This window comes from Neorhizobium sp. 2083, assembly GCF_031455615.1.
In the GTDB taxonomy this organism is placed as follows: domain Bacteria; phylum Pseudomonadota; class Alphaproteobacteria; order Rhizobiales; family Rhizobiaceae; genus Neorhizobium.
The window spans coordinates 548570-571758 of record NZ_JAVDTC010000003.1; the positions used below are offsets into that span (position 1 = coordinate 548570).

Sequence of the window (23189 nt, forward strand, 5' to 3'; positions counted from 1 at the left end):
GAGCTACTTTCCCTGTGCGAAGGAAACGCCCCACATGCGCGGATAACCGACCGGCCAGGTCTTGTAACCTTCCACATTGGCGCGTACCGCGCCGATGCGGGTACCGGAATAAAGCGGGATCAGCGGCACGTCCGTGCGGATCATGCCTTCCAGCTTGTCGAACAGCGCCTGGCGCTGCTTGTCGTCGCCAGTCGTGGTGCTTTCGTTGATCAGCTTCAACCCTTCCGGATTGTCCCAGACCTTGTTCGGGCTCTTGTCCTTGTTGCCGCTCACCATGTCGAAGGAGAGCGAGGGGTCGAGGCGCGCCGAATAGGTGAACGACATGGCCGAATAGTTGCCGGCCGTGTAGCGGTCGAGCAGGGTCGCCCAGTCGAGCGTTTCGATCTCGATATTGATGCCGGCTTCCTGTGCCATGGCCTGTACGAGAACGGCGGCATCGAACAGCGACGGGTAGAATTTCGTTGCCAGCCACTTGATCGGCTGGCCCTTGTATCCGGCTTCCGCCAGAAGTTTCTTGGCCTCCTCGATATTGCGGGCCGGGACTGCCTTCTGCAGTTTGCCGGAATAGGGGCTTGGCACAGGAATGACCGAAAGGTTGGCCGGCGACTGGCCGTTGGTCAGCGCTTCGGTCATCTGCGGGATATCCAGCGAGAGCAAGAGAGCCTTGCGGATCCGCACATCCTTCAGCAGCGGATCGCGTGTCTGGAAGAGGAGCGCCGTCAGGCCCATGCTGGCGACCTTGTCCACCTTCAGCTTGTCGCTGGCGGAAAATTCCTCGACATCGGCATTGTTGACGTCGCTGATGACGTCGATGTCTCCGGAATAAAGAGCAGCCTTGGCCGCCGCGTCATCCGGAATGACCATGAAGCGCACGGCGCTGACCTTCGGCGTCTTGTCACCGACGTAACCGGTACGCTCGCCGCCGGGCGAGACATAGTTGGGGTTGGCGGCAAGCTGGACATATTGTCCGCTGCGCCATTCCTGCAGCATGAACGGGCCGGTGCCAACCGGCTTCACCCACTTGCCCTGCGCATCGAGTGAGCTCTTCTGATAGATGCCGGTACCGCCGCAGTCGGTGCGGGCGAGGGTGGCGAGGAACAGGGCCGTCGGCTTTTCCAGCGTGAAGACGACGGTCGAGGCATCGGGCGCCGTTACATTGGTGACGTTCGCAACGCTCGACCCCGTGACGTCCTTGAGGCAACGCCAAGCGGTCTTCGGATCCACGTAACGTTGCCAGGAGGCCAGCACGTCGGCGGAAGTGAGCGGCTCGCCATTGCTGAATTTCAGCCCTTCGCGCAGCTTGAACGTATAAGTCTTGCCATCGGCGGAAACGTCGACCGATTTTGCCAGCAACGGTGCGACCGAGGCGTCGTCCCGGTATCCGACGAGGCCCTCGACCATGTGCAGCACGATGGCGTCGCTGTTGGCGTCGCGGTTGACGCCCGGATCGGTCGAGCGGACGTCGGCATTGATGCGCACCCGCATCGTCTTGTCCTGTGCAATGGCCGTGCCCGCGGTGGCAGCCATGAGAGCCATCACCGCCGCGGTCTTCAAGAGGTTATGATATTTCATGGAAGGCTCCCGTCTTCGTTCCCTTATTGGTCTTAGTTAAGCCGCGTTCGTCTGTGCCTTGAGCGGCTCTTCGACGGGCCGGATGTTCATGTCGAGGGTGTAATTCCAGAAATGCGCGCCAAGCGCCGGCAGCAGCGCCACCTCCAGGCGGCCCTCGGCCGGCACCATGACGATCATCGCAACGGTCGCGGACTGGTTGTTGGAAAGCGACTTCCTGGGGGGACGGCAGACCGACCACGGGCTTTCGAACGTGTCGGACAGTGCGGTCTTGACCGTGTCGACCGTGACCTTGGCGATATGCGGCTCGATCAGCTCGCGGACACGCAAGTCGCGATAGAGCGAATCCGGCATGTTGACGACGCCCTTGTCGAGCAGTTTCGACAGCGCCACGGGGCTCTGGAAATGGTTGGCATGCACGAGCACGCCGTTTTGCGGATGAACGAGGAAAGTCTCGTCCGGCGCGCATTCGAAATCGATCGCGATGCCGTGCGCATGGCCGATCATCATATTGTTCGAGGCCGATTTGCGGGTGCCGTAAACGGCTTGCATCGACATCGCCAGATGGTCCTGTTCCAGGACCTTGCGGCGGATGATGGCAAGCGGCACACCGAGTTCGCGGTAATCCCGGTCGGTTTCCAGATAGTTGCCGCTGATGGAGATGCCGGCGGCATTGAAGCCGGTGCGCGCCAGCCCGCCCGCTTCCGTGAAGGTAATGATATCCGGCCCGTCGTCGCGCTTGATCTTCAGCACGATCGCCGTTTCGGCGCATTCCGCTTTCCAGTCCCAGTTCTGGGCGTGGATGAAGACCTTGTCGCGGCTGGCCTGGGGCATGACGAAGACGCCTGTGCAGCCGTCCGACTGGATGAAGTCCGCCTGCCCCTTTTCCCTGCGGCGTGCGAGCTTGAGAATTTCGGTGCGCGCGTTGAGCAGAAGGATCGCAGCGAGATCGGTATTCACGGCCTTGGCGATGCCGCGCATTTCCTCGATATACTGGCTGCCGAAACTCTCGACCGCACCGGCAAAACGATCGATCATCGCGGCAAGGTCGCTGTCCTTGAGACCGGAGGAATGCAGCTGCAGCTTGTAGTGTTCGATGCCTTTGAGAATGCGTTCCGCGGCCTGCTCGCCATATTGTTGGCCCCGTTCGAACGGGGTACCAGAAACTTCGATGAGCGGGCAGGGAAGGGGTAACGTCATGACGGTTTGTTCCAGATGCTAAATGTGGGCGGAGGCAAACCGGGATTGCCTTCGCCAAGAAAGTATTTCATAAAACAAAAACCAAAATTGGCAGGAAGGCAAGCGGAAAATGTCGGATGCGAGCACGCCTCTTCAGCAGGACCTGATGCGCCGCATCATCGATGTCATCCATGACGATCATCTTCAGCCTGGCGCGCGGCTGCGTCAGAACCAGCTCGCCGACCGGCTTAGTGTTTCCCGTACGCCGGTGCGCATCGCGCTGGAAATGCTGGCGGAAGAAGGTTTCGTGCAGCATGAGCCCAATCGGGGCATGATGCTGACTTCCATCCCGCCGCGTGTTGAAAAACTCGAGACGCCGTCTGGCGACGAAGATCTGCTGGTGGCAATCGCAAGGCTGCGCCGCGAAGGCGCACTACCCGAACAATTCGCGGAGCTCGAGCTGATGCGGCTCACCGGCCGCGAGCGAACGCCGGTGCGCCAGGCGCTGATCAAGCTCGAGGGCCTCGGCGTCATCGAGCGCCGGCAGGGTTATGGCTGGCAGTTCTTCGATCCGGTCCGTGATGCCCGCGCCCGTGAGGAAAGTTATGATTTTCGACAGTTGATCGAGTGCGCAGCGATCCTTTCCCCCGAGTTTTCGCTCTCAGTGGACTGGATCGAGTCGATGCGGTCAAGGCACGAGGCGATCATGACGGCGCCCTGGACCGACACGTCGAGCGTGACGCTATTCGAGATGAATGCAGAGTTTCACCTCGGTATCAGCGCGGCCTCCGGAAATCGATACATCAAGGAGGCAATGCATCGTCAGAACCAGCTTCGGCGCCTCTCGAACTATAATTGGCAACATGGGGCCGCCCGCGTGGCCGTAACCTGTCGCGAGCACCTGGAAATCCTTGACCGGCTGGAGCGTGGCGAAAACGAAGTCGCGGCAGCCCTGATGCGTAGGCACCTGATGGGCGCACGAGGGACATCCAAGTGAAATAATGAATTTTGTACGACAAAATTCACGCTTCATCCCGTCGCAAGGTCGCCGCAGTCAACAAGCCAGTCGTCATCGCGGCCGCATGTGGCAATCGCCGGCCGGCAAATTGACCGGCCGGACAGGATCGTCCACGTCACCTGGCGCCGGCGAGGTCGAAGCCTGGAACCACCTCGCCTGTCGCGCGGAACAGTCGCTCCAATTCGGTCACATCCGGGCAGTCGGGGACGGAGCTCAGAAATGCCGGGTCCATCTCGGCATTGGGGAGCGCTATGACGGCCGCGGCAAGCAGCGTCGTCCCCGCGACGATCTCTCCCCGGAGCTGTGGAAGAAGCGTCTTGGCGTGGACGAGATTGGTGTTGGCGATCGGGCTCATCGAGTGGCCGCCACGCCTGAAGGCAGGTGAGAGATCGACGATCGCGCTTGTATCGGTTTGGCCGCGCCAAACGGCGAAACCTTCGCCTTGCTCTGCGATATCGGCGTTGAAGTCCGCCTTCTCGATGGCGAAGCCGCCTTCGGTCGTTTTCAGAGCGCGCGGCGTGACGATGCGGTGGATGCGGATATGCCAGGGGCTGGCCGGAACCAGCCATGTCTCAACCGTCACATCGCCCCAGGGTTTCCAGCGAGAGTACAGCTTGTCACCGGCAATCAACGCCTGTTCGAGCGTCTCGCGCATGCGGAAATGCACGCCGTCGTCGGAAAGGCCCAGCATGCCGTCGAAACTTGCGGCAGCAAAATTCCGGTCGTCCGCCTCGATGTTGAAGGCGTAGCGGGTGGAATAGGCGAATTTCGAATATTTCTCATGGGCGCCGCGCATCTTGTCGTGCTGCTGTCCGGAAGCAAGAACGACGATATTGCCGGGTGTGTGCATGGCGACCATGCCCGGTTCCTTCAGCGGAACCGGGTCCGCGAAGGAGGGCGCCGGCGCTTCCTCTGCCAACCAGAATGGATGGTCGGCGGGCAAAGCCAGCGGCAGGAAGAATTTGAGCGCCCAATAGGGCGAACCGGGCGAATTGTAGCTCTCGCTCATCAGTAGATTGGGATAGCCGTAACCGATCGACAGCACGCCGTCCCGGTCGGCGATCGGAAGCGTCGACCACCAGCGGATATGACGCATGTAATAGCCCTTGATCTCGGCCCAAGGCAGGGCCTCGGTATCGGCAAAGGCCAACGCGCCCCAGAAGCCGCCGGCGGCGAACCGATATGTCTGGCTGCGCCCGAAGGCGAGCGCTGCGCCATCCGGGCCGAACCAGTGGCGAATATCCTGCGCAAATATGCGGGCACGTCCGCGATAGGCATCGCCGCGCCTGACGTCGGCCTTTGCCAGAACGGAATAGATCAGAGCGTAAAAATGCATGGCGAAAGGGATATAGTGATCGACGCGCTTCACCGGCCCGTCGCGATACCAGCCTTCGCCAAGCCGGAAGGCCTCCGCCTCATCGAGATATTTCCCGGTCTTGGATTGGTCGAAGCCTATGCCGACGCGCGTCAGGCCGAGACCGATGAGAACCCGGAAGAATTTCCAGTTGTTGTCGATGAATTCCTTGTCATATGCCGACAGGAGATAGGCCGCGACGGTTTTCTTCTGTCCTTCGGTCAACGGATCCCAGATGTGTTCGGGCACCATGGCAAGTGCGAAACCGACGGCCGCCAGTTCCACCTGACGCTGGTCGCGATCGGAAATCTCGCCCCAATATTCCGGATGGGACGGATCGGTGCCGTTTGCGAGGCCGGGGCGATAGAGATCCCAATAGGGGAAGTCGTGACCACCGGCTGCGAGCGGCACGATGCCCCAGAGCGGCCGGGCGAAACCTTCGAGATCCGCTGCGGCGCGGTCGAAATGCGCGCCGGTCGCGCTCAGGCGGACCCGCGCGCCGCTTTCTGAAAAATAGCGAAGAAGCGGTTTGAACAGATCCAGGGTCGCCCGGCCAAGATCGTCTCTGGACAGAAGAGGGTTCCCGTAAAGGGGATTGGCTCGAGCTGGGTCGTAGATCACTGGCAAACCGTTTTTTTCACTGAAGAGAGACCCGCGGGGGAACGCGCCCCCGCGGGCTAGGCTATTTATTTGATGGCCTTCACACCCTCGGTCATCTCCTTCAGGCCGTCGTCGATCGAGATGTTGTCGGTCATGATCGAGTCATGCGCTCGGTTGAGAACAACTTCGATCTTGGCGGCATTCGGATTGACGGCCATTTCCAGGAAGGACTTGCCGGACTGAAGCGCGTCCTTGCTCGCCTGGTCCTGCGGGAAGCCCGGCAGGGATGCGATCTTGGCAGTGACTTCCGGCGTGCGGACGGTCGGGATCGTGCCGGTGCTGGCGATGATGGCTGCACCCTCCGGACCGGTCACGAACTTGATGAAGTCGAGCACCTCGGCCTTGTGCGTGGAGTTGGCATTGACGCTCAGGCCTGAAATCTGTGCTGCGGTCGTGCCTGCTGCAACGCCAGCCGGATGCGGGAACTTCACGATCCCCCAGTTTTTGCTCTTGGATTCGCCGGACGCGACCTTGGCGATCTGGGTGCCGATGAACCATGTGCCCATCGGCAGCATGCCGATCGTGCCGTTGAAGAACAGCGCCGAATAATGGGTGTTGGAGGTCTTCAGCGATGCATAGGACGGGACGACGCCCGCCTTCTGCAGGGCGAGCGCACGCTCGTACCACGGCTTCAGGAAAGCGTAGTCGGGACCTGCGAGGGTCTGCTTGCCGTCGAGGATGCCGGGAAGCTGAACCGTGGAGCGCCATGTATGGAAGAGCGCGCCGTAGGTCTTGTTCGCGCCCATGCCGCCGGCGAGCTTGGTCGCGATCTGGTCGAACTGCGCCCAGGTCATGTCGTTGGTCGGGTAAGGAACATTGGCTTTGTCGAAAATGTCCTTATTGTAATAGACGACCCAGAAATCCGACCGGAAGGGCAGGGCATAGACCTTGCCGTCGATCTTGAGTTCGTCGACGAGGCCGCCGAAGGACGCAGGGTCGATCTTCTGTTCCGTCATGAAGCCGGAGAGGTCCGAAATCGAGCCGGCACGGACGAGGTTGGTGTAGTTCGGAACGTCCTTGACGGTGACGATGTCGATATCCTTGGAGCCGCCCGCGAGCTGCGTGGCGATCATCTGCTGGTAGTCCTGCGAACCGAGATCCACGGACTCGAACTTAACGTTCGGATGCTTGGCCTGGTAGGCTTGAATGAGCGGCTTGTAATAGGCGACCTTGTCCCAATCCCACAGCGCCCATTTGAGCGTCACGGCATCGCCCGACTGCGCGTATGCCGATCCTGTGGCGGAAGCCGCAAGAACGAGACCCGCCATCGCGAATTTCAATGATCTCCCGAGTTTTTCCAAATACATTTCCGTTCTCCTTCCCTGAAGTGTTTCTGGATTAGATATGCGTAGCGTCACCAGCATGCGGTTCGCGATGCGCCTGTGTTGCTATTGGCAGGGCTAGAACCATGACCGCTGCCCGATGGACGCCGAATGCGACGGCGAACATTCCGAGTGAAAAGTTGAGAGTGGCCGGCATGAAGACTGAGACCGGATAAAAGACGATATGCGCGAGCCAGAGCACGGCCACGAAGGCAAGCGCGGCGAGCGCCGGCAGCGGACGGATGACAGCCGCAATGGCGGCAAGCCGCAGCAGCGTCGGCGCGGGCAGGTCGCGCATCACCATCAATACGACGAGGTGGCATGCCACGACGACAACGAAGACCGTCACCACCAGCGCGATCGTCAGCGGCAGGGCGAGGACGAGATTATCCCTGGCGGTCGCCGCATAGCTGGTTATCGAAAAGACGCCGAGGCCGATGGCAAGCGTGAAGGCCAGCCCCCAGGCGGTGGCGCGCCAGAAATATCGGATGAAAGCCTCGAAATAGTCCCGCAGGAGATAGCTGTTCCGGTCTTCGACGAGTGTAACGGAAACGCGGGCGGTTGCCGCAATCGCCGCGGGAATGGTGACGACGAACAGCGCGGTCAGGATGAACAGGATGTTCAACTTGACCATTTCCCACCACTCGCGGGCCAATGTCTCGGCAAAGAGGGCAAGGCCGGTCTTCTTCGGCGCATTCTTGGGAATGCCCGGTCCTTCCTTCGCCCACATGTCCCGTAGCCATTGCATGCTGTTTCCTCCCGCTCGCCTAATAAAGGATCGAGCGCTCCGTTTCCCTGTCGAACAGCTGCATATTGGTGGTGTCGACGACCAGCTTGACCTCGTCGCCGATCGCCGCCCTGAAACGGGGCGATACCCGGGCGATGAAGCTGCGCCCGCCGGCAACGATATTGAGGTGGACTTCCGAGCCCATCGGCTCCGCAAGCTCGACGACGGCGCTGAAGGGCGCGAGGTTTTCCGGCGCGATATCGGCCGGCGGCAATTCATGAAAATTCTCAGGCCGGATGCCGATCACCAGTTCCCGGCCTTCATAGGGTGCTATGCGATTTCTGTCGAAATGCGCCGGCAATGGCAGTTCCCGTCCATCGAAGAGGGCAAAATATCCGTCGCCGCGCCGCTCGATGACCGACGGCATCATGTTCATCTGCGGCGCGCCGATGAAGCCCGCGACGAACATGTTGACCGGGCGATCGTAGAGGTTCTGCGGCGTATCGACCTGCTGGATATGCCCGTCCTTCATCACCACGATGCGATCCGCCATGGTCATCGCCTCGATCTGGTCGTGTGTGACGTAGATGAACGTGGCATCGAGCCGCTTGTGCAGCTTGGTGATCTCGGCGCGCATGGTGCCGCGAAGCTTGGCGTCGAGATTGGACAGCGGTTCGTCCAGCAGGAAGACGGCCGGGTTGCGGACCATGGCACGCCCGAGCGCGACGCGCTGGCGCTGGCCGCCGGACAGCGCCTTCGGCTTGCGGTTGAGCAGATGCGTGATGTCGAGAATTTTCGCAGCGTCCTGGACCTGGCTGTCGATGAAGTCCCGCGGCGCTTTGCGAAGCTGCAGGCCGAAAGCCATGTTCTTATAGACGGTCATATGCGGATAAAGCGCATAGTTCTGGAAGACCATGGCGATGTCACGGTCCTTCGACGGCACGTCGTTCATCAGGTCGCCGCCGATCACGAGCTCTCCGCCGGAAATCTCCTCCAGCCCGGCGATCATCCTGAGCGTCGTCGATTTGCCGCAACCCGAAGGGCCGACCAGAATGATGAATTCCTTGTCGGCGATCTCCAGGTCGATGTCATGGACGACAGTCAGCGCGCCATAGGACTTGTTCAGTTTCTTGAGTGCAATGCTGGCCATCAGGTTCTCTCACCAATAGGAAGACCAATTGCGCGAGAGGCGCGTCAAAGCTTCCATGTAATAGTAGTCGCCCCACGAGACGCACTCGTCGACACCTTCGCCGCGGCAGGTGTTGTAGGGCGATTTCTTGGAATAGGTCCCGTGCAGGACGAGGCCATTGGAGATCGCCGGGTCCTTCACCGCGTAATGCTCGACGAGGCTTTTCATCATCCGGCGTGCCAGCTCGCGGTAACGCGCGGCAGCATCGGACTCGACCAGTTCGGCCATTTCGAGCAGACCGCAGGCGACGATTGCGGCTGACGAGCTGTCGCGGGGTTCGCCGTCCCCATCCGTGAACACAAGGTCCCAATAGGGCACGAGGTCGGCCGGCAGCTTCTTCAGATAGAAATCGAGGAGGCGGTCGAAGGTATTGCGATATTCGTCGATCGGCTCGTAGCGGTAGGAAAGCGCCATTCCGGCAATGCCCCAGGCCTGGCCTCGCGCCCAGAAACTGTCGTCCTTGTAACCCTGCTTCGTCGCGCCGCGAACGGGCGCGCCGGTGACCGGATCCATGTAGAACGTGTGGTAGGTGGAATTGTCCGGCCTTACCGAGTTCGCCAGCGTCGTACGGGCATGAATAAGGGCGATGTCGCGATATTTCGGATCGCCCGTCTCGCGGCTTGCCCAATAGAGCAATGGCAGGTTCAGCAGGCAGTCGATGATATAGCGGTATTCGTCGGCGACACCCTTGCGGCCCCAGGCCTGGATGAACTGGCCGATCGGCTGGAAACGCTCGATAAGCTGATCAGCGGCCAGAATAGCGGCCCTTCGTCCGTCCGTGTCGCCGACCAGTTTCCAGGCGGCGATGCAGGAGGGCGAATAGAGGAACCCCATATCGTGGTGATCGGTCTCGATGCGGTTCTCGATCCGATGCAGGAAGGCCTGCACCTGGATTTGTGCCGCATGCTGGAAAACCTTGTCGCCCGTATGCTCGAACGCCAGCCAGATTTCCCCCGGCCAGAACCCGGCAGTCCACTGGGTGTTCTCGACGGCGGGATAAAAATTGGCAACGCTGGAATGGTTCTGGGACGTGTAGGTGAAGGTGGGCAGATTACGCCGGATCTGCGAGACGGCGAGATCGAGCGCCGCCTTGATCTCGGCATCCGTGATCGGCGAGGGAGCGATCGGCGCAATGGCATTCATGACTTTAACCCTTGATGCCTGACGAAGCGACGCCTTCGACGAAGAAGCGCTGCAGCGACAGGAAGACGATCAGGACGGGGATGAGCGCGACGACAGATGCCGCCATGATCAGCCCGTATTCCGCGGAATATTGCGAGATGAACATCCGCAGGCCGATCTGGATCGTCTTCAGTTCCGTCTTGGTGAGATAGATCATAGGCCCCAGGAAATCATTCCAGGTGGTGACGAAGGTGAAGATGGTCAGGGTCGACAGCGCGGGCTTCGACAGGGGCAGCATGATGCGGGCCCAGATCTGATATTCGTTCATGCCGTCGATGCGGGCCGCTTCGCAAAGCTCCGTCGGGATCGACATGTAGAACTGCCGCATCAGGAAGACGCCGAAGGCAGTGAATGCCTGCAGGCAGATCAGCGCCAGATGGGTGTTGTTCAGGCCGAATTCCCGCATCAGCAGGAACTGCGGCACCATATAGACCTGCCAGGGCATGGCGATGGTCGCGATATAGCCCAAGAAGAGCGTGTTCTTGTAGGGAAACTCGAGCTTGGCAAAGGCATAGGCCGCAAAGCTCGACGTCAGCAACTGCAGCAGGGTGACGATGATGGTCAGTTTCGAGGTATTGTAGATGAACAGGCCGAGCGGAATCTTCGTCCAGATATCCACGTAGTTCTGCCATTGCGGCTGCGACGGAATCCATTCGATCGGAAATACGAAGACGTCGCGGCTGAGCTTCAGCGAGGCTGAAAGCATCCAGGCGAAAGGCATCAGCATCACGGCGGTGATGACGATGACCGTCGCGTAGATTGCGACCCTCTTGGCGGTGATCTTGCGTCCGGCAATCCTCACGGATCAATCCTCCTTCTGTCGGCGGAACTGGACGACCGTGACCGCCAGCACGAGGAAGAAGAGAACGAGCGCGATCATGCTGGAATAACCGAGGTCCCAGGAAATGAAGGCTTCGTTGTAGATGTGATAGACGAGAACGAGGGTTGAGGTGCCGGGACCACCCTGGGTGATCATGTAGATCTGATCGAAGACCTTGAACGACTGGATCGTCAGCATGACCGTAACGAAGAAGGTCGTGGGGGCGAGCTGGGGCACGGTCACATAGAGAAATTTCTGCCACGAATTCGCGCCGTCGAGATCGGCCGCCTCGTAAAGCTCGGAATTGATACCCTGCAGCCCGGCGAGATAGATGACCATGTAATAACCCATGCTCTTCCAGACGCCGAAGAGGATGACCGTCACCATCGCCCAATGCCGATCGGCGGCCCAGCCCGGCATGTCCTTGGGATCCAGTCCGAGCGTATAGAGGATCATGTTCACCGGCCCCATTTCGGGGTTGAAGATCATGTTCCAGACCACCGCGACGGCGACCAGAGAGGCGACATAGGGGAAGAACATCGCCGTGCGGAAGAAATCACGCCCGAAAATCTTCTGGTTCAGCAGGATCGCCAGGCCGAGCGCGCAGGCAAGCGTCGCGGGAACCGATACGGCCGTATAGATGATCGTGTTCCAGAACGCGGCAATGAAGACCTTGTCTTCGAACAATCTCCAGAAATTGTCGAGGCCGGCAAAGGTGATCGCATTGGAACCGTCCCAATGCATGAACGCCAGGACGAAAGCGAACAGGATCGGCCCGAGCGTGAAGACGGCAAAGCCAAGGAAGTTCGGCGCGATGAAGGAGTAGGCAACCAAGGCGCTTTGTATCTTGCGCCGGCGGCGCGACAGGACCTTTGCCGATCGCCGGGGCATGGCCGGCGCATCGCTGGCGGCGATGGTGGAATTCGACATGGACACTTTCCCTCCTCGACGCAAGACGCTCCAATCGATGCCCAAGGGCTTCAGTTGTGGCCTATAGGCAGCCGTGACGCTGCGGGCGTTCCGCCTCCCTGCTGAGGGCATAGCACATCGCCGACATTGGTCAAACAAATTTCTAGATAAATCATATGAATTTTATGGTCATCTCAAAATACGTATGATAGGTGACGTTGCAGGTCGTTGACCGACGCATGGAGGAAGGTTGATGTTCAGCGAGATCGCCGGATCGTTGCCGCCGATTTTGGCAGACTTCATGCCTGGGGCGCCGGTTCAGGACCGGGCTGCATGGCAAGCCGTATCGAATGAAATGCGTTCCGCGGTGCTGCGTGATGCAGAAACGGCGCTGACCAGGCCCTGGTCGGTTATCAGGGCGTCGGACTACCGGGAATATTCGCTGACCGGCAATCGTTCGCGCTTTGAAGCGCTGTATTTCTCGCGCCGGCGGATGTTGAACGACATGGTTCTGGCCGAACTGCTTGAGGGCGGGGGGCGCTTTATCGACGCGATCATCGATGGCGTCTTTCTGATCTGTGAGGAAAGCGGGTGGCAGCTTCCGGCGCATAACGCTTACGAACGGGGCGGGCAGCGGTTTGCATTGCCCGATACGGAGCAACCGGTCATCGATCTGTTTGCGGCCGAGACCGGTGCCCTGCTGGCGACTGTGGCTGCTCTGTTACGAGAGCGGCTCGATGAGGTCAGCCCTCAGGTTGTTATGCGCATCGAATCGGAAATCCGGGACCGCATCCTGTCGCCTTACCTGGGTCGGCATTTCTGGTGGATGGGCAACGGCGCCGAACGGATGAACAACTGGACGGCGTGGATAACGCAGAATGTCCTTCTGTCGGCCTTCAGCCTGAAGACGGATCAGGGCCTGCGGCGGCGGGTCGTCGAAAAGGCCCTTTCCGGTCTGGATGCCTTCATCAAGGATTACGCGGAGGATGGGGCATGCGAAGAGGGGGTGGTCTACTATCGCCATGCAGCCCTCTGCATGGCCGGAGCGATGGCCATTCTGGACAAGGTTGCCCCGGCTTCCATGGCGCCGCTTTGGAAAGCTCCAAAAATCCGCAGCATGGCGGAATATATCCTCAACATGCATGTGGCCGGCCGCCGGTATTTCAATTTTTCCGATTCCGCCGCCATAGTGGAACCCTGCACCGTACGCGAATATCTCTTCGGCAAGGCGGTCGGGTCGGACGTATTGGCGGCATTCGCCGCCCGCGACCGCCTGTCGTCCGAGCACAAACATCTGCCGGAGGAGTGGAACCTCTGGTATCGCGTTCAGGAACTGCTGGTAACACCTGAGATCCTTCAGGAAATCGGTCCCGCGGGCGACGCTTTCTATCCCGGGATTGGCCTGTTCGTGGCCCGCGACGATCGCTTCGCGCTGGCCGTCAAGGGCGGCAATAACGGGGAAAGCCATAACCACAACGATGTCGGCAGCCTGACGCTTTACAAGGACGGCAAGCCTTTCCTGATCGATGTTGGGGTCGAAACCTATACGGCCAAGACCTTTTCTCCGCAGCGATACGACATCTGGACCATGCAGTCGTGCTTCCACAATCTCCCGACGTTCGGCGAGGTCGGTCAGGCCGACGGCGCGGATTTCGCCGCGCGCGCCGTTCATGCCGAGTTCACCGAAAACCAGGCGCAAATGTCCCTAGATATTGCGTCCGCCTATCCGGCAGAGGCACGTGTGCGGTCCTATCGGCGGACCGTCACGCTTCGGCGCGGGAGCCGGGTCGAGGTCGAGGACATCCATGACGGCGACCTGCCGGCCACGCTTTCGCTGATGACCTGCGTCGAGCCGATCATGGATCACGGTCTTCGCTTAGAAGGCCTCGGCCGTATCGATTTCGAAGGGGCCGGCGAAATCGAAGTCGAAGCGATCGACATCGACGATCCCCGCCTGCGCATCTCCTGGCCCCCAAGGATTTATCGATTGCGTATCCCCTTTGCCGGGACATGCCTGAAACTAAGGATCGTCTGAGGAGGACGAGAATGGAACTGACACTGAAAGTCGTAGATGTCACGGGCGAGGTTCGGGCCAAGGCGGCGGGTGCGGACGAGACATATCTCGTTTATCGCGACATCTATAACGAAGGCGATCAGGTTGTCGTGGAAGCATCTGAGCCAGGTTATCTTGTGCTTGCCCTCGATGATGCGATGAGCCCTGCCGTCGTCTATATGAGAGGCCATACCTACGCGCTTGGAGTGCCCTTCGGCTCCAAGCGCGTCCCTTATTCGCCGCGGGCTTTCGAAGGCAGGATTCACCGGCTCTGCGTGCGAAAGGCAAGGCCGGAGGAAATCGCCCCGCGGCGGAATCTGGCTCTCAATCCGTGGGATGACCACGCCAATTCCTCGGTCTTTCCGCATGCGTCGGCGAATGTGGAGACACGCGGCGAGGCAGTGTTTGCCGCGCGTAACGCCATCGACGGCGAAAAGGCCAATGACGATCATGGCTTCTGGCCCTATACGAGCTGGGGGATCAATCGCGATCCGGAGGCGACGCTGACCCTCGATTTCGGCCGGCCGGTGAAAATCGATGAAATCGTCTTCTATTTGCGGGCGGACTTTCCGCATGATGCATGGTGGGAAAAGGCGAGCATCACCTTTTCCAACGGCGAGAGCGCGTGTTTTTCCCTGACCAAATCGGGTGCGGCGCAATCCTTCCCGCTGAGTGAGCGGACGGTCGAATGGATCAAATTGCACAGTCTGATCAAGGCCGACGACCCTTCGCCGTTTCCGGCGCTGACCCAGATCGAGGTCTGGGGGCGTGAAGCGGAATAGAGCCCCGGACCGCCGATGCCGCCGGTCGCTACAGTCTAGCTCGAGAACGCCTTGAAATCCCTGAGCACGTCCCGGTAGCGTATCTGGCTGCCTCTCAGGTGGTCGCGCATGGCATTGCGTGCCGCCTCTTCGTTGCGATCGGAGATCGCCATGACGATTGCTTCGTGCTCCGTGTGGATCATGCGGCGATAGGCGGTCTGCTCTCCGGACCGTTCGGCCGGAGTCGCTCTCGATTGCGGAATGACCGCGGTGCCGTGAAATTCCAGATGTTGCCGGAACAGCGGGTTGTTGGTGGCATCGGCGATCGCGAAGTGCAGCGCGAGATCCGCTTCGCGAATGGATTCATTCTGCTCGATACAGCGCAGAATATGCCGATGACACTCGAAGATCGCCTCCTCCTGTGCCGGAGAACGGCGCGTCGCGGCCAGACCGGCAGCCTCGATCTCCAGCGGGGCGCGCACTTCGAGCACCTCCAGGTCGGATGAGACGCGCGCCCGGTCGATTTTCCGGCTCGATGGAGCCGGATTGTCCTGGCTAAGGACATAAATCCCCGCACCTTGTCTCACTTCGACAAGCCCATCCGAGCGCAGCGCGGCGACCGCTTCCCGAACCACCGTACGGCTTACGCCATGCGCTTCCGTCAGCTCGACCTCGCTGGGAAGTTTGTCGCCGGGTGAATATTGACCGCTCGCGATTGCCGCCCGAAGGCTTTCGCCTACCCGTGACACCAGCGATCCCGGTCCTTTGTTCCGATCCTTGGTCTGGGTCGTCACGCTCAATCCCCACTGCAATGATGCGACGCTCTCGCCGTATTCATCACACGTGTATGACAAATTTCTGCTCCGTTCAATGAGCAAGTGAAATCCACTCGCTTCCGGAAAGGGTTTTATCAGCAGAAACGAGCTCGAAACTAAAACTGGACGCTCAAACCTGTCTGCGGTATTTCGTCAAGTTGGACAATGACAGGAATTGGTATGATGACATCGTCCTTTCGTTTCCGGCATGCGGAAGCATGGGAGTTTCCGGGCTGATATCGTTGGCGACCGTCTCCCGCACATTGCAACCTCGCGGGCGGACGGCGGGGCAGGTGATGAGGGAGGAAATGCAGATAAATCCAGAAATTCCCGAAGCCGAGACGGATCGGGAAGCGAGGCTCCAATTTCTGACCTGGGAACGCGGGCCTGAAGATATTGGAAGCGACCTCCAGAAGAAGCTCAAGGAAAGGCTTTCTCTGTCGGCCGGGGCACAGATCGCAGCCACCGCTTACATCGCGCAAGATGCCCGCGTTTTCACCTCATCCCTGATCGTCGGCGACCGTTCCTGGATTGCCGGGCATGCTCTCGTCCGTGGCGATGTGGAGATCGGTGCCAATTGTTCGGTCAACCCTTATGCATGCATTTCCGGCAAGGTCCGCTGTGGAAACGGCGTGCGCATTGCATCGCTCGTCTCGATCGTGGGTTTCAACCACGGTTTCGACGATCCCGATACCCCCATCAACGATCAACCCCATGAGACGCTTGGCATCACGATCGGTGATGATGTGTGGATCGGTGCCAATGCAGTCATTCTTGATGGTGTGACGATCGGCAGGGGCGCGGTTATCGCCGCAGGGGCGGTTGTCACCAAGGACATTCCCGACCTTGCGATTGCGGCCGGCGTGCCGGCCAAGGTCGTGCGCCGCCGCGGGGAAGCGGCAGGTGCCGGAAAGTCACGCCGTGCTGACGTGGAACAGGCGTTGCTGCGGATCAGCAGGATGGCGGAAGCCGAGTGGCCGGATATGCTGGAACGGCATAGGACAGCGGACGGCTATATATCGGCGGACGCTGACGGGCGGGCCCATATGAGCGTCAGGCATGAATGCGACGCCATCGAGATCGCCGCCGGTTTTGGGCAGCAGCCGTCGGGGGCCGAGGCGAAAGTCATCATCGATCGGCTGCAGGCGCTGCAGGATCCTGCGACCGGCTTCTTCCCCGATCCGTTTCGCCCGCCTGATCCGGCGAAGAATATCCGCGATGATTCCCCGGCTCTCTACAATGTGCTCGCGGTCGGATATGCGCTGGAGATACTCGGCGGCCATCCGTCCCAACCCATCCGCGGCATCGAGATGGATGCCGTTGCGCTCTGCGACTGGCTCGAGAACTTGCCTTGGAACACCCGCGCATGGTGGTGCGGCGATAGGGTGGATGCGATCGCCACCGCGCTCTATTTCAACGCCCGCTATTTCCAGAGCGGCAGGGGGAAAGAAATCCTTTTTGGTTGGCTGACCACCCGTGTCGATCGTTCGACCGGCTTGTGGGGAAAGCCGACCGCGGAACAGGGGTTGCTGCAGCCGGTCAACGGCTTCTATCGCCTCACGCGTGGAGCGCATGCCCAATTCGGCATCCCTGTCCCTTTTCCTGAGGCGGCCATCAACTCCGTCATTGCACACTATCGGAAGAACCGCGGTTTTTCCGGCTCGACCTACACGGCCTGCAATCTTCTCGATACGATCCATCCGCTTTGGCTCTGCCTCAAGCAGACGGATTTCATGCGCGGCCATGCGGAAACCGTGGCTGAAGACATCATTCTGCGTTCGCAGGATCGCTGGCAGGCCAGAAGAGGCTTTGCTTTCGCCGATGGTCAAGCAGGCAGCCTGCAAGGGACCGAGATGTGGCTTTCGACCCTGCATCTGGCTGCAGACCTTTTGGGTATCGCTGAAAACTTTGCCTTTATCCCGAAAGGTGTGCATCGCACGCGACCTGCCGGGATGGGTCTGTAGCCAAGTCGCCTCGTGAAAAAGGACGCGTGGACCGGTTCAATTTCAAAATCGCGCGGCCGCTATCGAAAACGCGGCGGTCGGGGCGGGGAGTTCGAGTGGATTTCGTGCGCAGGCGCGTGTTTTCCCAGCAGTCTTAGCATCTTCTTCTCGTCTTCCGGCCTCATTCCGCTCTTCTGACAGTGTTCAGCGACGTCGTGATCGCGGGGACCGGGAATTCTGACTTGCCGAGTGGTATTGTTCTTCATGGCTATCTCCTCCGAATCACATAACGCGCCTGGCTCGTAAATGTTCGTGAGGGATAGCTAAAGTTCGCTTGGGCTGGCACCGCCGGTCAAAAAGCGGAGGATGAGGGACTTTTATCGAGTTTTCCCGAGGGGAGGCCCTCCGACGGCGCTTGGCCCATGACGATTGCGCCGATGGCGCAGCGTTCTGGATTGCACCAAAGGAAAAGCCCCTCTGCAGGCAGAAGGGCTTTCCATATCGTCAGCGCCAGTCTCGGCGGTCGCGCCAGTCGCGATGCTCTCGCCATTCACGGCGAGGTGGTCCTCGATAGTCCCACCGGTCGCGACGATCCCACCTATAGCCGTAGCGCGGCGGCGGGGGCGCCCAGCGGTTGGGACGGCAGTTACCCCACTGGTTCAAGTGATAACCCCGGCCGCAGGCCCAATCGACATTTTCCGCGGATGGCTTCGCCGGAACGGCAATGCCTCCAATCGGCATGGCATTTGCGGCGCCTCCGAAGAGGCAAGCTGCGACCAAACTGGCCGCCAAGATTGTTATTCTGCGCATCGGTTTCCTCCAGAGTGCACACGCTGACAGATTGCGGCAGTTTGAGTGAACCATCGCTGAAGTCCGTATTCATCTGGGCTTCAGCTAAGGGCGCGTTCCTGTTTGAACGATTGCCCCTTGGCGGTTCGTCAGAAAGGCGCCCACTCGTTCCGCCGACGAGTCGGCTTCAGCGATACCGGGAGCGGTCCCGGCCGTAGTCGTCACGCGAGCCGGAATCTTCCGAAGACGTGCGTCGCTCCAGCCGGTCCAGCACCTGTATAAGAAGGTCGGCGCAATCCTTCGTCGGCTCGCCGTCGGCACAGCGGAGGTCGATCGTGGTCCGGCCGTTCTCGATGCGGAAACGCGCTCCCCGCTCCCGCGGCGGCCGGTCCGCCATGGAACGCATCTGCCATTCTTCGCCGTCCCTGTCCGCACTGCGGTCACGAGGGCCAGGCGCGGGGGCGGTCGGTGGGCGGTCTTGCTCCGCCTTCGGGGGTGGGTTTGGCGGCCCGCCGGGAGTTTCCTGTGCGAGTGCCAGGTTCGCCGACAGCGAGATGACGGCCGCTGTGATGAGAAGAAGTTTCATGTCGTAGTCTCCGATTTCGGATGACAACGAACACCGGCCGAGTGGCGTTTGTTCCAACCGGTCGCCCGGTGGTTCGATATACCGGCGTTTGAGGGACTTGGATCGATCAAGCCCACCCGTCCGGAGAGGACGGGAGATTTGAAGCGTTCAACGTAACGGCCTGCTATCAGGACAAAGCTGCAACCACGCCTATGACCACGGCATATAGCGGAACCATCCAGGCCAGTGTAACGAGAATTCCGAAGAACCAGAACCGTTTCGGTATGTCATCGTCAGCCAGCCGGCGGATTCGCCGCCGTGGGTGACGCGCCTCCGAAGTCCTCCATGTCAGGCCGGTGAAGAACAGCCAGCTCACAATGGCGCCGATCAACGTCAGAGCGCAGAACAGAACGATCCCCAAAGTGAGCGCCAGCGACCAGAGGAAGCCGCTAAGCTCGTAGTTGAGGAAGGCAATTCCGCTTGCGGCAGCCATCATGCCCAGTGACAGCAAAGGCCAGTTGGCCCTCACGTCAAGAAAGCCTTCCTTAGCTTCAGATGGCACGGCGCGGAGCGCAGCCGAAATACTCGCGTTCACCTCACCCTCCCGGCGGCATAGTCTTTCCGCAACTCTGCGGATTGATCCACTTTCAATCGCGAAGAGGGCAAAAGGTTCCGGATGATGAAGAAGATCGGTAGGAGAGCTCGCCTGGAGCATCGGCAGCCATTGGCCAACGTAGGGATCGGCGCAACTCAATGGCGAAGCGGCGAAGTGCTCTTGTCTTCGGAATGTTCCGCTCCGGACAAGTTTGCCAGGCGGATCACGTAATCTTCCGCGGCATCGGCGAGCGTCAGGGCGATTTCCGCTTGGCTCAATCCTTCCTGTTGCAGATGCTCGATCATCTCGAGCATGGCCGCCTCGACCTTGAAGCGATTGATGGCTGGCGGATCATAGGCTTCGTCTAGTGTGGGATCGTATGGACTCATGGACTGGTCTCCCATCTGTCGGAAGCATGGCACATCGCCTCGGTTCCGCAAGCGGATGCTTAATTAAGGGTTAATGAGCATCGTTTGGAACGTTCGACGAAGCGTAAGACCCTTGATCCATGCGCCGGGCACCGGCCTGCGTATCGTTCACCTCCCCTTTATCAAGGGATGGCGCGGTGCTCAGGATGGGGCGGGTGTATGTAGAATGCCTGACGCGGAGGCTGCAGAGGGGCAATGGACGATTCGGAAATCATGCGCGAAACCACGACGCGCCTCACAAACCGGTCTACGTCTCCGTCGCTGGCATCGCGAAGCTTGCCCAAACTATACCCTTCCGAAAGCGCCGATTCCTGTAGGCGTGCGCCTAGCGACGCGATGTCGTCGGCCATGATGTTCTTTCGCTCCGATATCCAGTCGTCCAGCCAATCATCAATGATACGCATGTCGATACCTAAGAAGCTCACATTTCGTTCGCATATAAATCCTGCTCCAAACTTTGGTTCCACATCGCTGGAATCTGCAGGTCGAACGCCAGATCGCTCCCTTGATGCGGCCGAGCCCGAAGGTGGCGGAGCATTCTTGCGAACCGATCGTCTGTTGGCCTAAAATCAGCCAGATCAAGGATGTCGGGAAGACGCAATGGATGAGTGCTGTTCAGGATCGAGACGCGAACCAGGGCAGGGCTTGCCTGTCGGACCGGCAGGCACGATCTCCAGCGGCGCCCGGGGGGAAATGGTTGCCGTCAAGGGAGGCGAGACATTCGTGGGCACGGACGATCCGGTGATCTCCGCCGATGGTGAGGGGCCGGCGCGAAAAGTCTCACTGCAGGATTTTTATCTCGAGACCGAAACGGTTACTGTCCGCCGGTTCGCCGAATTCGTGGAAACGACCGGCCACGTGACGGAATCGGAGCGGTTCGGCTCGTCCGCCGTATTTGCACCGCTCGTCGCCGACGCGCGCCTTGCAAGACGCGGTGTCATCGAAACCCCGTGGTGGACACGCATTGATGACGCCACGTGGCGGCAGCCGGAAGGCCCCGGCAGTTCGATCGATGATCGGCTCGACCATCCCGTCACCCAGGTATCCTGGAACGACGCCGTCGCATTCGCGCAGTGGGTACGTGGCCGCCTGCCGACGGAGGCCGAGTGGGAGCATGCGGCGCGGGGAGGCAATCGCCGGCGGCGATATCCCTGGGGCGAGGACGAGCCGACCGACGACGTGATCTTCTGCAATATCTGGCAGGGCCGCTTTCCCGACACCAATACCTTGCAGGACGGATATTTCGGCACCGCACCGGTGCGCAGTTTCGCCCCGAACGAGGCCGGTTTCTACAATCTCGCCGGCAATGTGTGGGAATGGACCGCCGATCCGTTCAAAGTGCGCTCACTTTCGAAGCAGGCCAAGGTCCGCAATGAGAACGCGAAGCGCTTTTCGGACAAGGTGCTGAAGGGCGGCTCGTTTCTCTGTCACAAAAGCTATTGCTACCGGTATCGGATCGCTGCGCGGATGGGGCTTTCCCCGGACAGCGCCTCGAGCAATACGGGCTTCCGGGTTGCCTACGACCTCATGCCCCGAGACGACCGTGGTCTTTGATCGCACGGCGATACTCCCGAATTGCTGCTGTAATCCGTCAGGGAAGGCTGGCGCGGCATTGCCGTCACCGCGCGCCCATGCCGAGATTTTTGTCAGAACGGCGCGTCCGGCGCTCCGGCATAGGGATCGACGGGGGTCTTCCGGTTCCACGGCTTCCGCCCCATCAGCGCCTCCACCACGGCCGCCTGCATCGCCTCGTGAGTGGAATAAGCGTTGATATAGGTCGGCACCCGCGCGGCGTCGTAGAGATAATAGGGAAAACCGAAGGAGATCATCACCGTCGGCAGGCTCGTCCAAGGCCGCTTCATGGCGGCCCTGAAATCTCCGTGAAGCGCCCGCCAGTCCAGAAAAATTCGCCCGCGGGTGAGAAGCGTCTCCTCGCCAAACAGATAGAGGACGAGATCCTGCCCGTCGGTATCGAGCGGCGTGCCGTAAGCATGGAGGGTCACTTCGAAGCCTTCCGCAGCCAGCATTTCCGGCAGCTTGAAATCCAGCCTCGCATTCGGCATCGGTTCGACGATGCCGCCGGAAACGACAAGGATGCGGCGATGTTTTTCAAGGTCGAGCGGCAGCGTCTGGTTCCTGTCCTTCACCAGTGTCGGCGCGCGGGCAAACGCTTCATTGGCCAGCTTTTGAGCCGAAGTTGCACCGGGTTGGGCCGGCATATCGACAGCGCGATGCAATCCGAGCGACGCCTTGAGAGCCAAAACGCGCGTAACCGCGTCGTAGAAACGCTCCGTTGAAATGCGCCCGGAATGGACGGCGTCGCGCACTGCGGCGATCTCCGCTTCCGGCCTGGATGAGAAAAGAACCATGTCGCAGCCGCTCGCGATGATCTCTATCTTCGCGTCAAGCATCGGCATGACGCCCGAAAGGCCAGCCATCTCGCTGGCGTCGGAGACGATCAGGCCGTTGAAGCCGAGCTCGCCCCGCAGGAGCTCGGTGTTGAGCGCGGCAGAGACCGAAGCTGGCAGATAGGCTTCTTCCCCGGCATCGGGGTCGCGTTCCAGGATATAGGCCGGCAGGGCGATATGGGCCGACATCACCGACTTGACGCCCTGATCGATGGCCGCCCGGTAAAGCACGCCGAAGGTAGAGCGCCATTCTTCCATCGACAGCGGGTTGATCGTGGTGACGAGGTGCTGGTCGCGCTCGTCATACCCTTCGCCGGGCCAATGTTTGACGGTTGCAGCTAGGCCGAGGCGTTGAAAGACGCGCATCTGCGCCAGTGCGTGGCGTTCGATCAATGCCGGGTCCGACCCGTATCCTCGCGTGGCGACGATCGGACTTCGGAAAGCGGCGTTGATATCCAGCACCGGCGTGAAGGACCAGTTTATCCCGACGGAACGGGCTTCGCGCGCCATCAGGTCGGAGATCGCTTCGGTCAGTTCGACGTCGTCGACGGCCGCCAGCGCCAGCGGATTGGGGACGGCCGTGCCGAACGGCAGGCTCATCCGGGAACCTTCGAGATCGGCGGAAACGAGCAGTGGCACCTTGGCCTCGGCCTGGATCGTCGCCATATGGGCGCGCTCTTTGAATCCGTCGGGGCCGAAATAGCGCGTGATACCGCCCGGGGCCAGTTCGCGGAGACGAGCGGCCTCCGCCTCGCGGTCGTCACCACGGGAGTTGAGATTGAAAAGCTGGGCTGCGCGAGCGGTGTCGTCGAGCGCCTGGAAAGTGCGCGTAACCCATTCGAGGGCCTCACGATCGAGATTGAAAGGCGCTTTCGTCAGATGATCCAGTGTCGACGGCATCGA

General features: G+C 60.3%; 22 protein-coding genes. 5 read left to right on the forward strand and 17 right to left on the reverse strand.

What is annotated here, in order from left to right; genetic code table 11:
- Positions 1–3: 3 nt before the first annotated feature.
- Together J2X76_RS15340 and J2X76_RS15345 are read right to left on the reverse strand one after the other, a co-directional pair.
- Entirely contained in the window at positions 4–1572 is a 1569-nt protein-coding gene (locus J2X76_RS15340; protein WP_310217646.1) for an ABC transporter substrate-binding protein, read from the reverse strand.
- 36 nt (positions 1573–1608) lie between these two features.
- On the reverse strand, positions 1609–2769 hold the full coding sequence (locus J2X76_RS15345) for a C45 family peptidase (RefSeq protein ID WP_310217648.1): 1161 nt from the start codon (positions 2767–2769) through the stop codon (positions 1609–1611).
- Positions 2770–2914: 145 nt separating this feature from the next.
- Here J2X76_RS15345 and J2X76_RS15350 point away from each other — a divergent pair, with 145 nt between their 5' ends.
- Complete coding sequence (locus tag J2X76_RS15350; RefSeq protein ID WP_310217650.1) at positions 2915–3745, forward strand: GntR family transcriptional regulator; 831 nt, start codon at positions 2915–2917, stop codon at positions 3743–3745.
- A gap of 136 nt (positions 3746–3881) precedes the next feature.
- On the opposite strand, the gene J2X76_RS15355 is transcribed toward J2X76_RS15350, so the two are convergent.
- From J2X76_RS15355 to J2X76_RS15385, 7 genes are all read right to left on the reverse strand, one after another.
- Entirely contained in the window at positions 3882–5741 is a 1860-nt protein-coding gene (locus tag J2X76_RS15355) for a DUF2264 domain-containing protein (RefSeq protein ID WP_310217652.1), read from the reverse strand.
- 65 nt (positions 5742–5806) lie between these two features.
- Positions 5807–7087 (reverse strand): sugar ABC transporter substrate-binding protein, encoded by a 1281-nt coding sequence (locus J2X76_RS15360; RefSeq protein ID WP_310217655.1) that lies wholly within the window; start codon positions 7085–7087, stop codon positions 5807–5809.
- 31 nt (positions 7088–7118) lie between these two features.
- Positions 7119–7850: a DUF624 domain-containing protein gene (locus J2X76_RS15365; RefSeq protein ID WP_310217657.1), complete on the reverse strand. Its 732-nt coding sequence runs from the start codon at positions 7848–7850 to the stop codon at positions 7119–7121.
- 19 nt (positions 7851–7869) lie between these two features.
- Entirely contained in the window at positions 7870–8979 is a 1110-nt protein-coding gene (locus J2X76_RS15370; RefSeq protein WP_310217660.1) for an ABC transporter ATP-binding protein, read from the reverse strand.
- Between the two features lie 9 nt (positions 8980–8988).
- Positions 8989–10161, reverse strand: coding sequence for a glycoside hydrolase family 88 protein (locus J2X76_RS15375; RefSeq protein ID WP_310217663.1), 1173 nt, complete (start codon positions 10159–10161; stop codon positions 8989–8991).
- Between the two features lie 4 nt (positions 10162–10165).
- Positions 10166–11002, reverse strand: a complete 837-nt coding sequence (locus J2X76_RS15380; protein WP_310217665.1) for a carbohydrate ABC transporter permease — start codon at positions 11000–11002, stop codon at positions 10166–10168.
- A gap of 3 nt (positions 11003–11005) precedes the next feature.
- On the reverse strand, positions 11006–11950 hold the full coding sequence (locus tag J2X76_RS15385) for a sugar ABC transporter permease (protein WP_310217669.1): 945 nt from the start codon (positions 11948–11950) through the stop codon (positions 11006–11008).
- A 232-nt stretch (positions 11951–12182) separates the two neighbouring features.
- On the opposite strand from J2X76_RS15385, the gene J2X76_RS15390 reads away from it, so the two are divergent.
- Both J2X76_RS15390 and J2X76_RS15395 read left to right on the forward strand, forming a co-directional pair.
- Positions 12183–13964, forward strand: a complete 1782-nt coding sequence (locus J2X76_RS15390; RefSeq protein ID WP_310217671.1) for a heparinase II/III family protein — start codon at positions 12183–12185, stop codon at positions 13962–13964.
- An 11-nt stretch (positions 13965–13975) separates the two neighbouring features.
- Positions 13976–14764 carry a discoidin domain-containing protein gene (locus J2X76_RS15395; protein WP_310217673.1) on the forward strand — a complete coding sequence of 263 codons (789 nt, stop codon included), beginning with the start codon at positions 13976–13978 and terminating at the stop codon, positions 14762–14764.
- A gap of 35 nt (positions 14765–14799) precedes the next feature.
- Here J2X76_RS15395 and J2X76_RS15400 read toward each other — a convergent pair whose 3' ends face one another.
- The gene (locus J2X76_RS15400; RefSeq protein WP_310217674.1) at positions 14800–15537 is read right to left on the reverse strand and encodes a FadR/GntR family transcriptional regulator; all 738 of its coding nucleotides are present in this window, start codon (positions 15535–15537) and stop codon (positions 14800–14802) included.
- A gap of 329 nt (positions 15538–15866) precedes the next feature.
- On the opposite strand from J2X76_RS15400, the gene J2X76_RS15405 reads away from it, so the two are divergent.
- Positions 15867–17522 carry an acyltransferase gene (locus J2X76_RS15405; protein WP_310218064.1) on the forward strand — a complete coding sequence of 552 codons (1656 nt, stop codon included), beginning with the start codon at positions 15867–15869 and terminating at the stop codon, positions 17520–17522.
- Positions 17523–17581: 59 nt separating this feature from the next.
- Here J2X76_RS15405 and J2X76_RS15410 read toward each other — a convergent pair whose 3' ends face one another.
- From J2X76_RS15410 to J2X76_RS15430, 6 genes are all read right to left on the reverse strand, one after another.
- Positions 17582–17767: a hypothetical protein gene (locus J2X76_RS15410; RefSeq protein WP_310217677.1), complete on the reverse strand. Its 186-nt coding sequence runs from the start codon at positions 17765–17767 to the stop codon at positions 17582–17584.
- A gap of 238 nt (positions 17768–18005) precedes the next feature.
- Positions 18006–18311, reverse strand: a complete 306-nt coding sequence (locus J2X76_RS31625) for a GCG_CRPN prefix-to-repeats domain-containing protein (protein ID WP_405030041.1) — start codon at positions 18309–18311, stop codon at positions 18006–18008.
- Positions 18312–18477: 166 nt separating this feature from the next.
- On the reverse strand, positions 18478–18876 hold the full coding sequence (locus tag J2X76_RS15415) for a hypothetical protein (RefSeq protein WP_310217680.1): 399 nt from the start codon (positions 18874–18876) through the stop codon (positions 18478–18480).
- A gap of 166 nt (positions 18877–19042) precedes the next feature.
- Positions 19043–19450: a hypothetical protein gene (locus J2X76_RS15420; protein WP_310217682.1), complete on the reverse strand. Its 408-nt coding sequence runs from the start codon at positions 19448–19450 to the stop codon at positions 19043–19045.
- 155 nt (positions 19451–19605) lie between these two features.
- Positions 19606–19839, reverse strand: a complete 234-nt coding sequence (locus J2X76_RS15425; protein WP_310217684.1) for a hypothetical protein — start codon at positions 19837–19839, stop codon at positions 19606–19608.
- A gap of 161 nt (positions 19840–20000) precedes the next feature.
- Complete coding sequence (locus tag J2X76_RS15430; RefSeq protein ID WP_310217686.1) at positions 20001–20282, reverse strand: hypothetical protein; 282 nt, start codon at positions 20280–20282, stop codon at positions 20001–20003.
- A gap of 196 nt (positions 20283–20478) precedes the next feature.
- Between J2X76_RS15430 and J2X76_RS15435 the strand changes: the two genes are divergently transcribed.
- Positions 20479–21432, forward strand: a complete 954-nt coding sequence (locus J2X76_RS15435; RefSeq protein WP_405030042.1) for a formylglycine-generating enzyme family protein — start codon at positions 20479–20481, stop codon at positions 21430–21432.
- A gap of 92 nt (positions 21433–21524) precedes the next feature.
- On the opposite strand, the gene J2X76_RS15440 is transcribed toward J2X76_RS15435, so the two are convergent.
- A complete protein-coding gene (locus tag J2X76_RS15440) occupies positions 21525–23186 on the reverse strand; it encodes a glycoside hydrolase family 3 N-terminal domain-containing protein (RefSeq protein ID WP_310217692.1) in 1662 nt (553 codons plus the stop codon).
- Between the last annotated feature and the right edge of the window lie 3 nt (positions 23187–23189).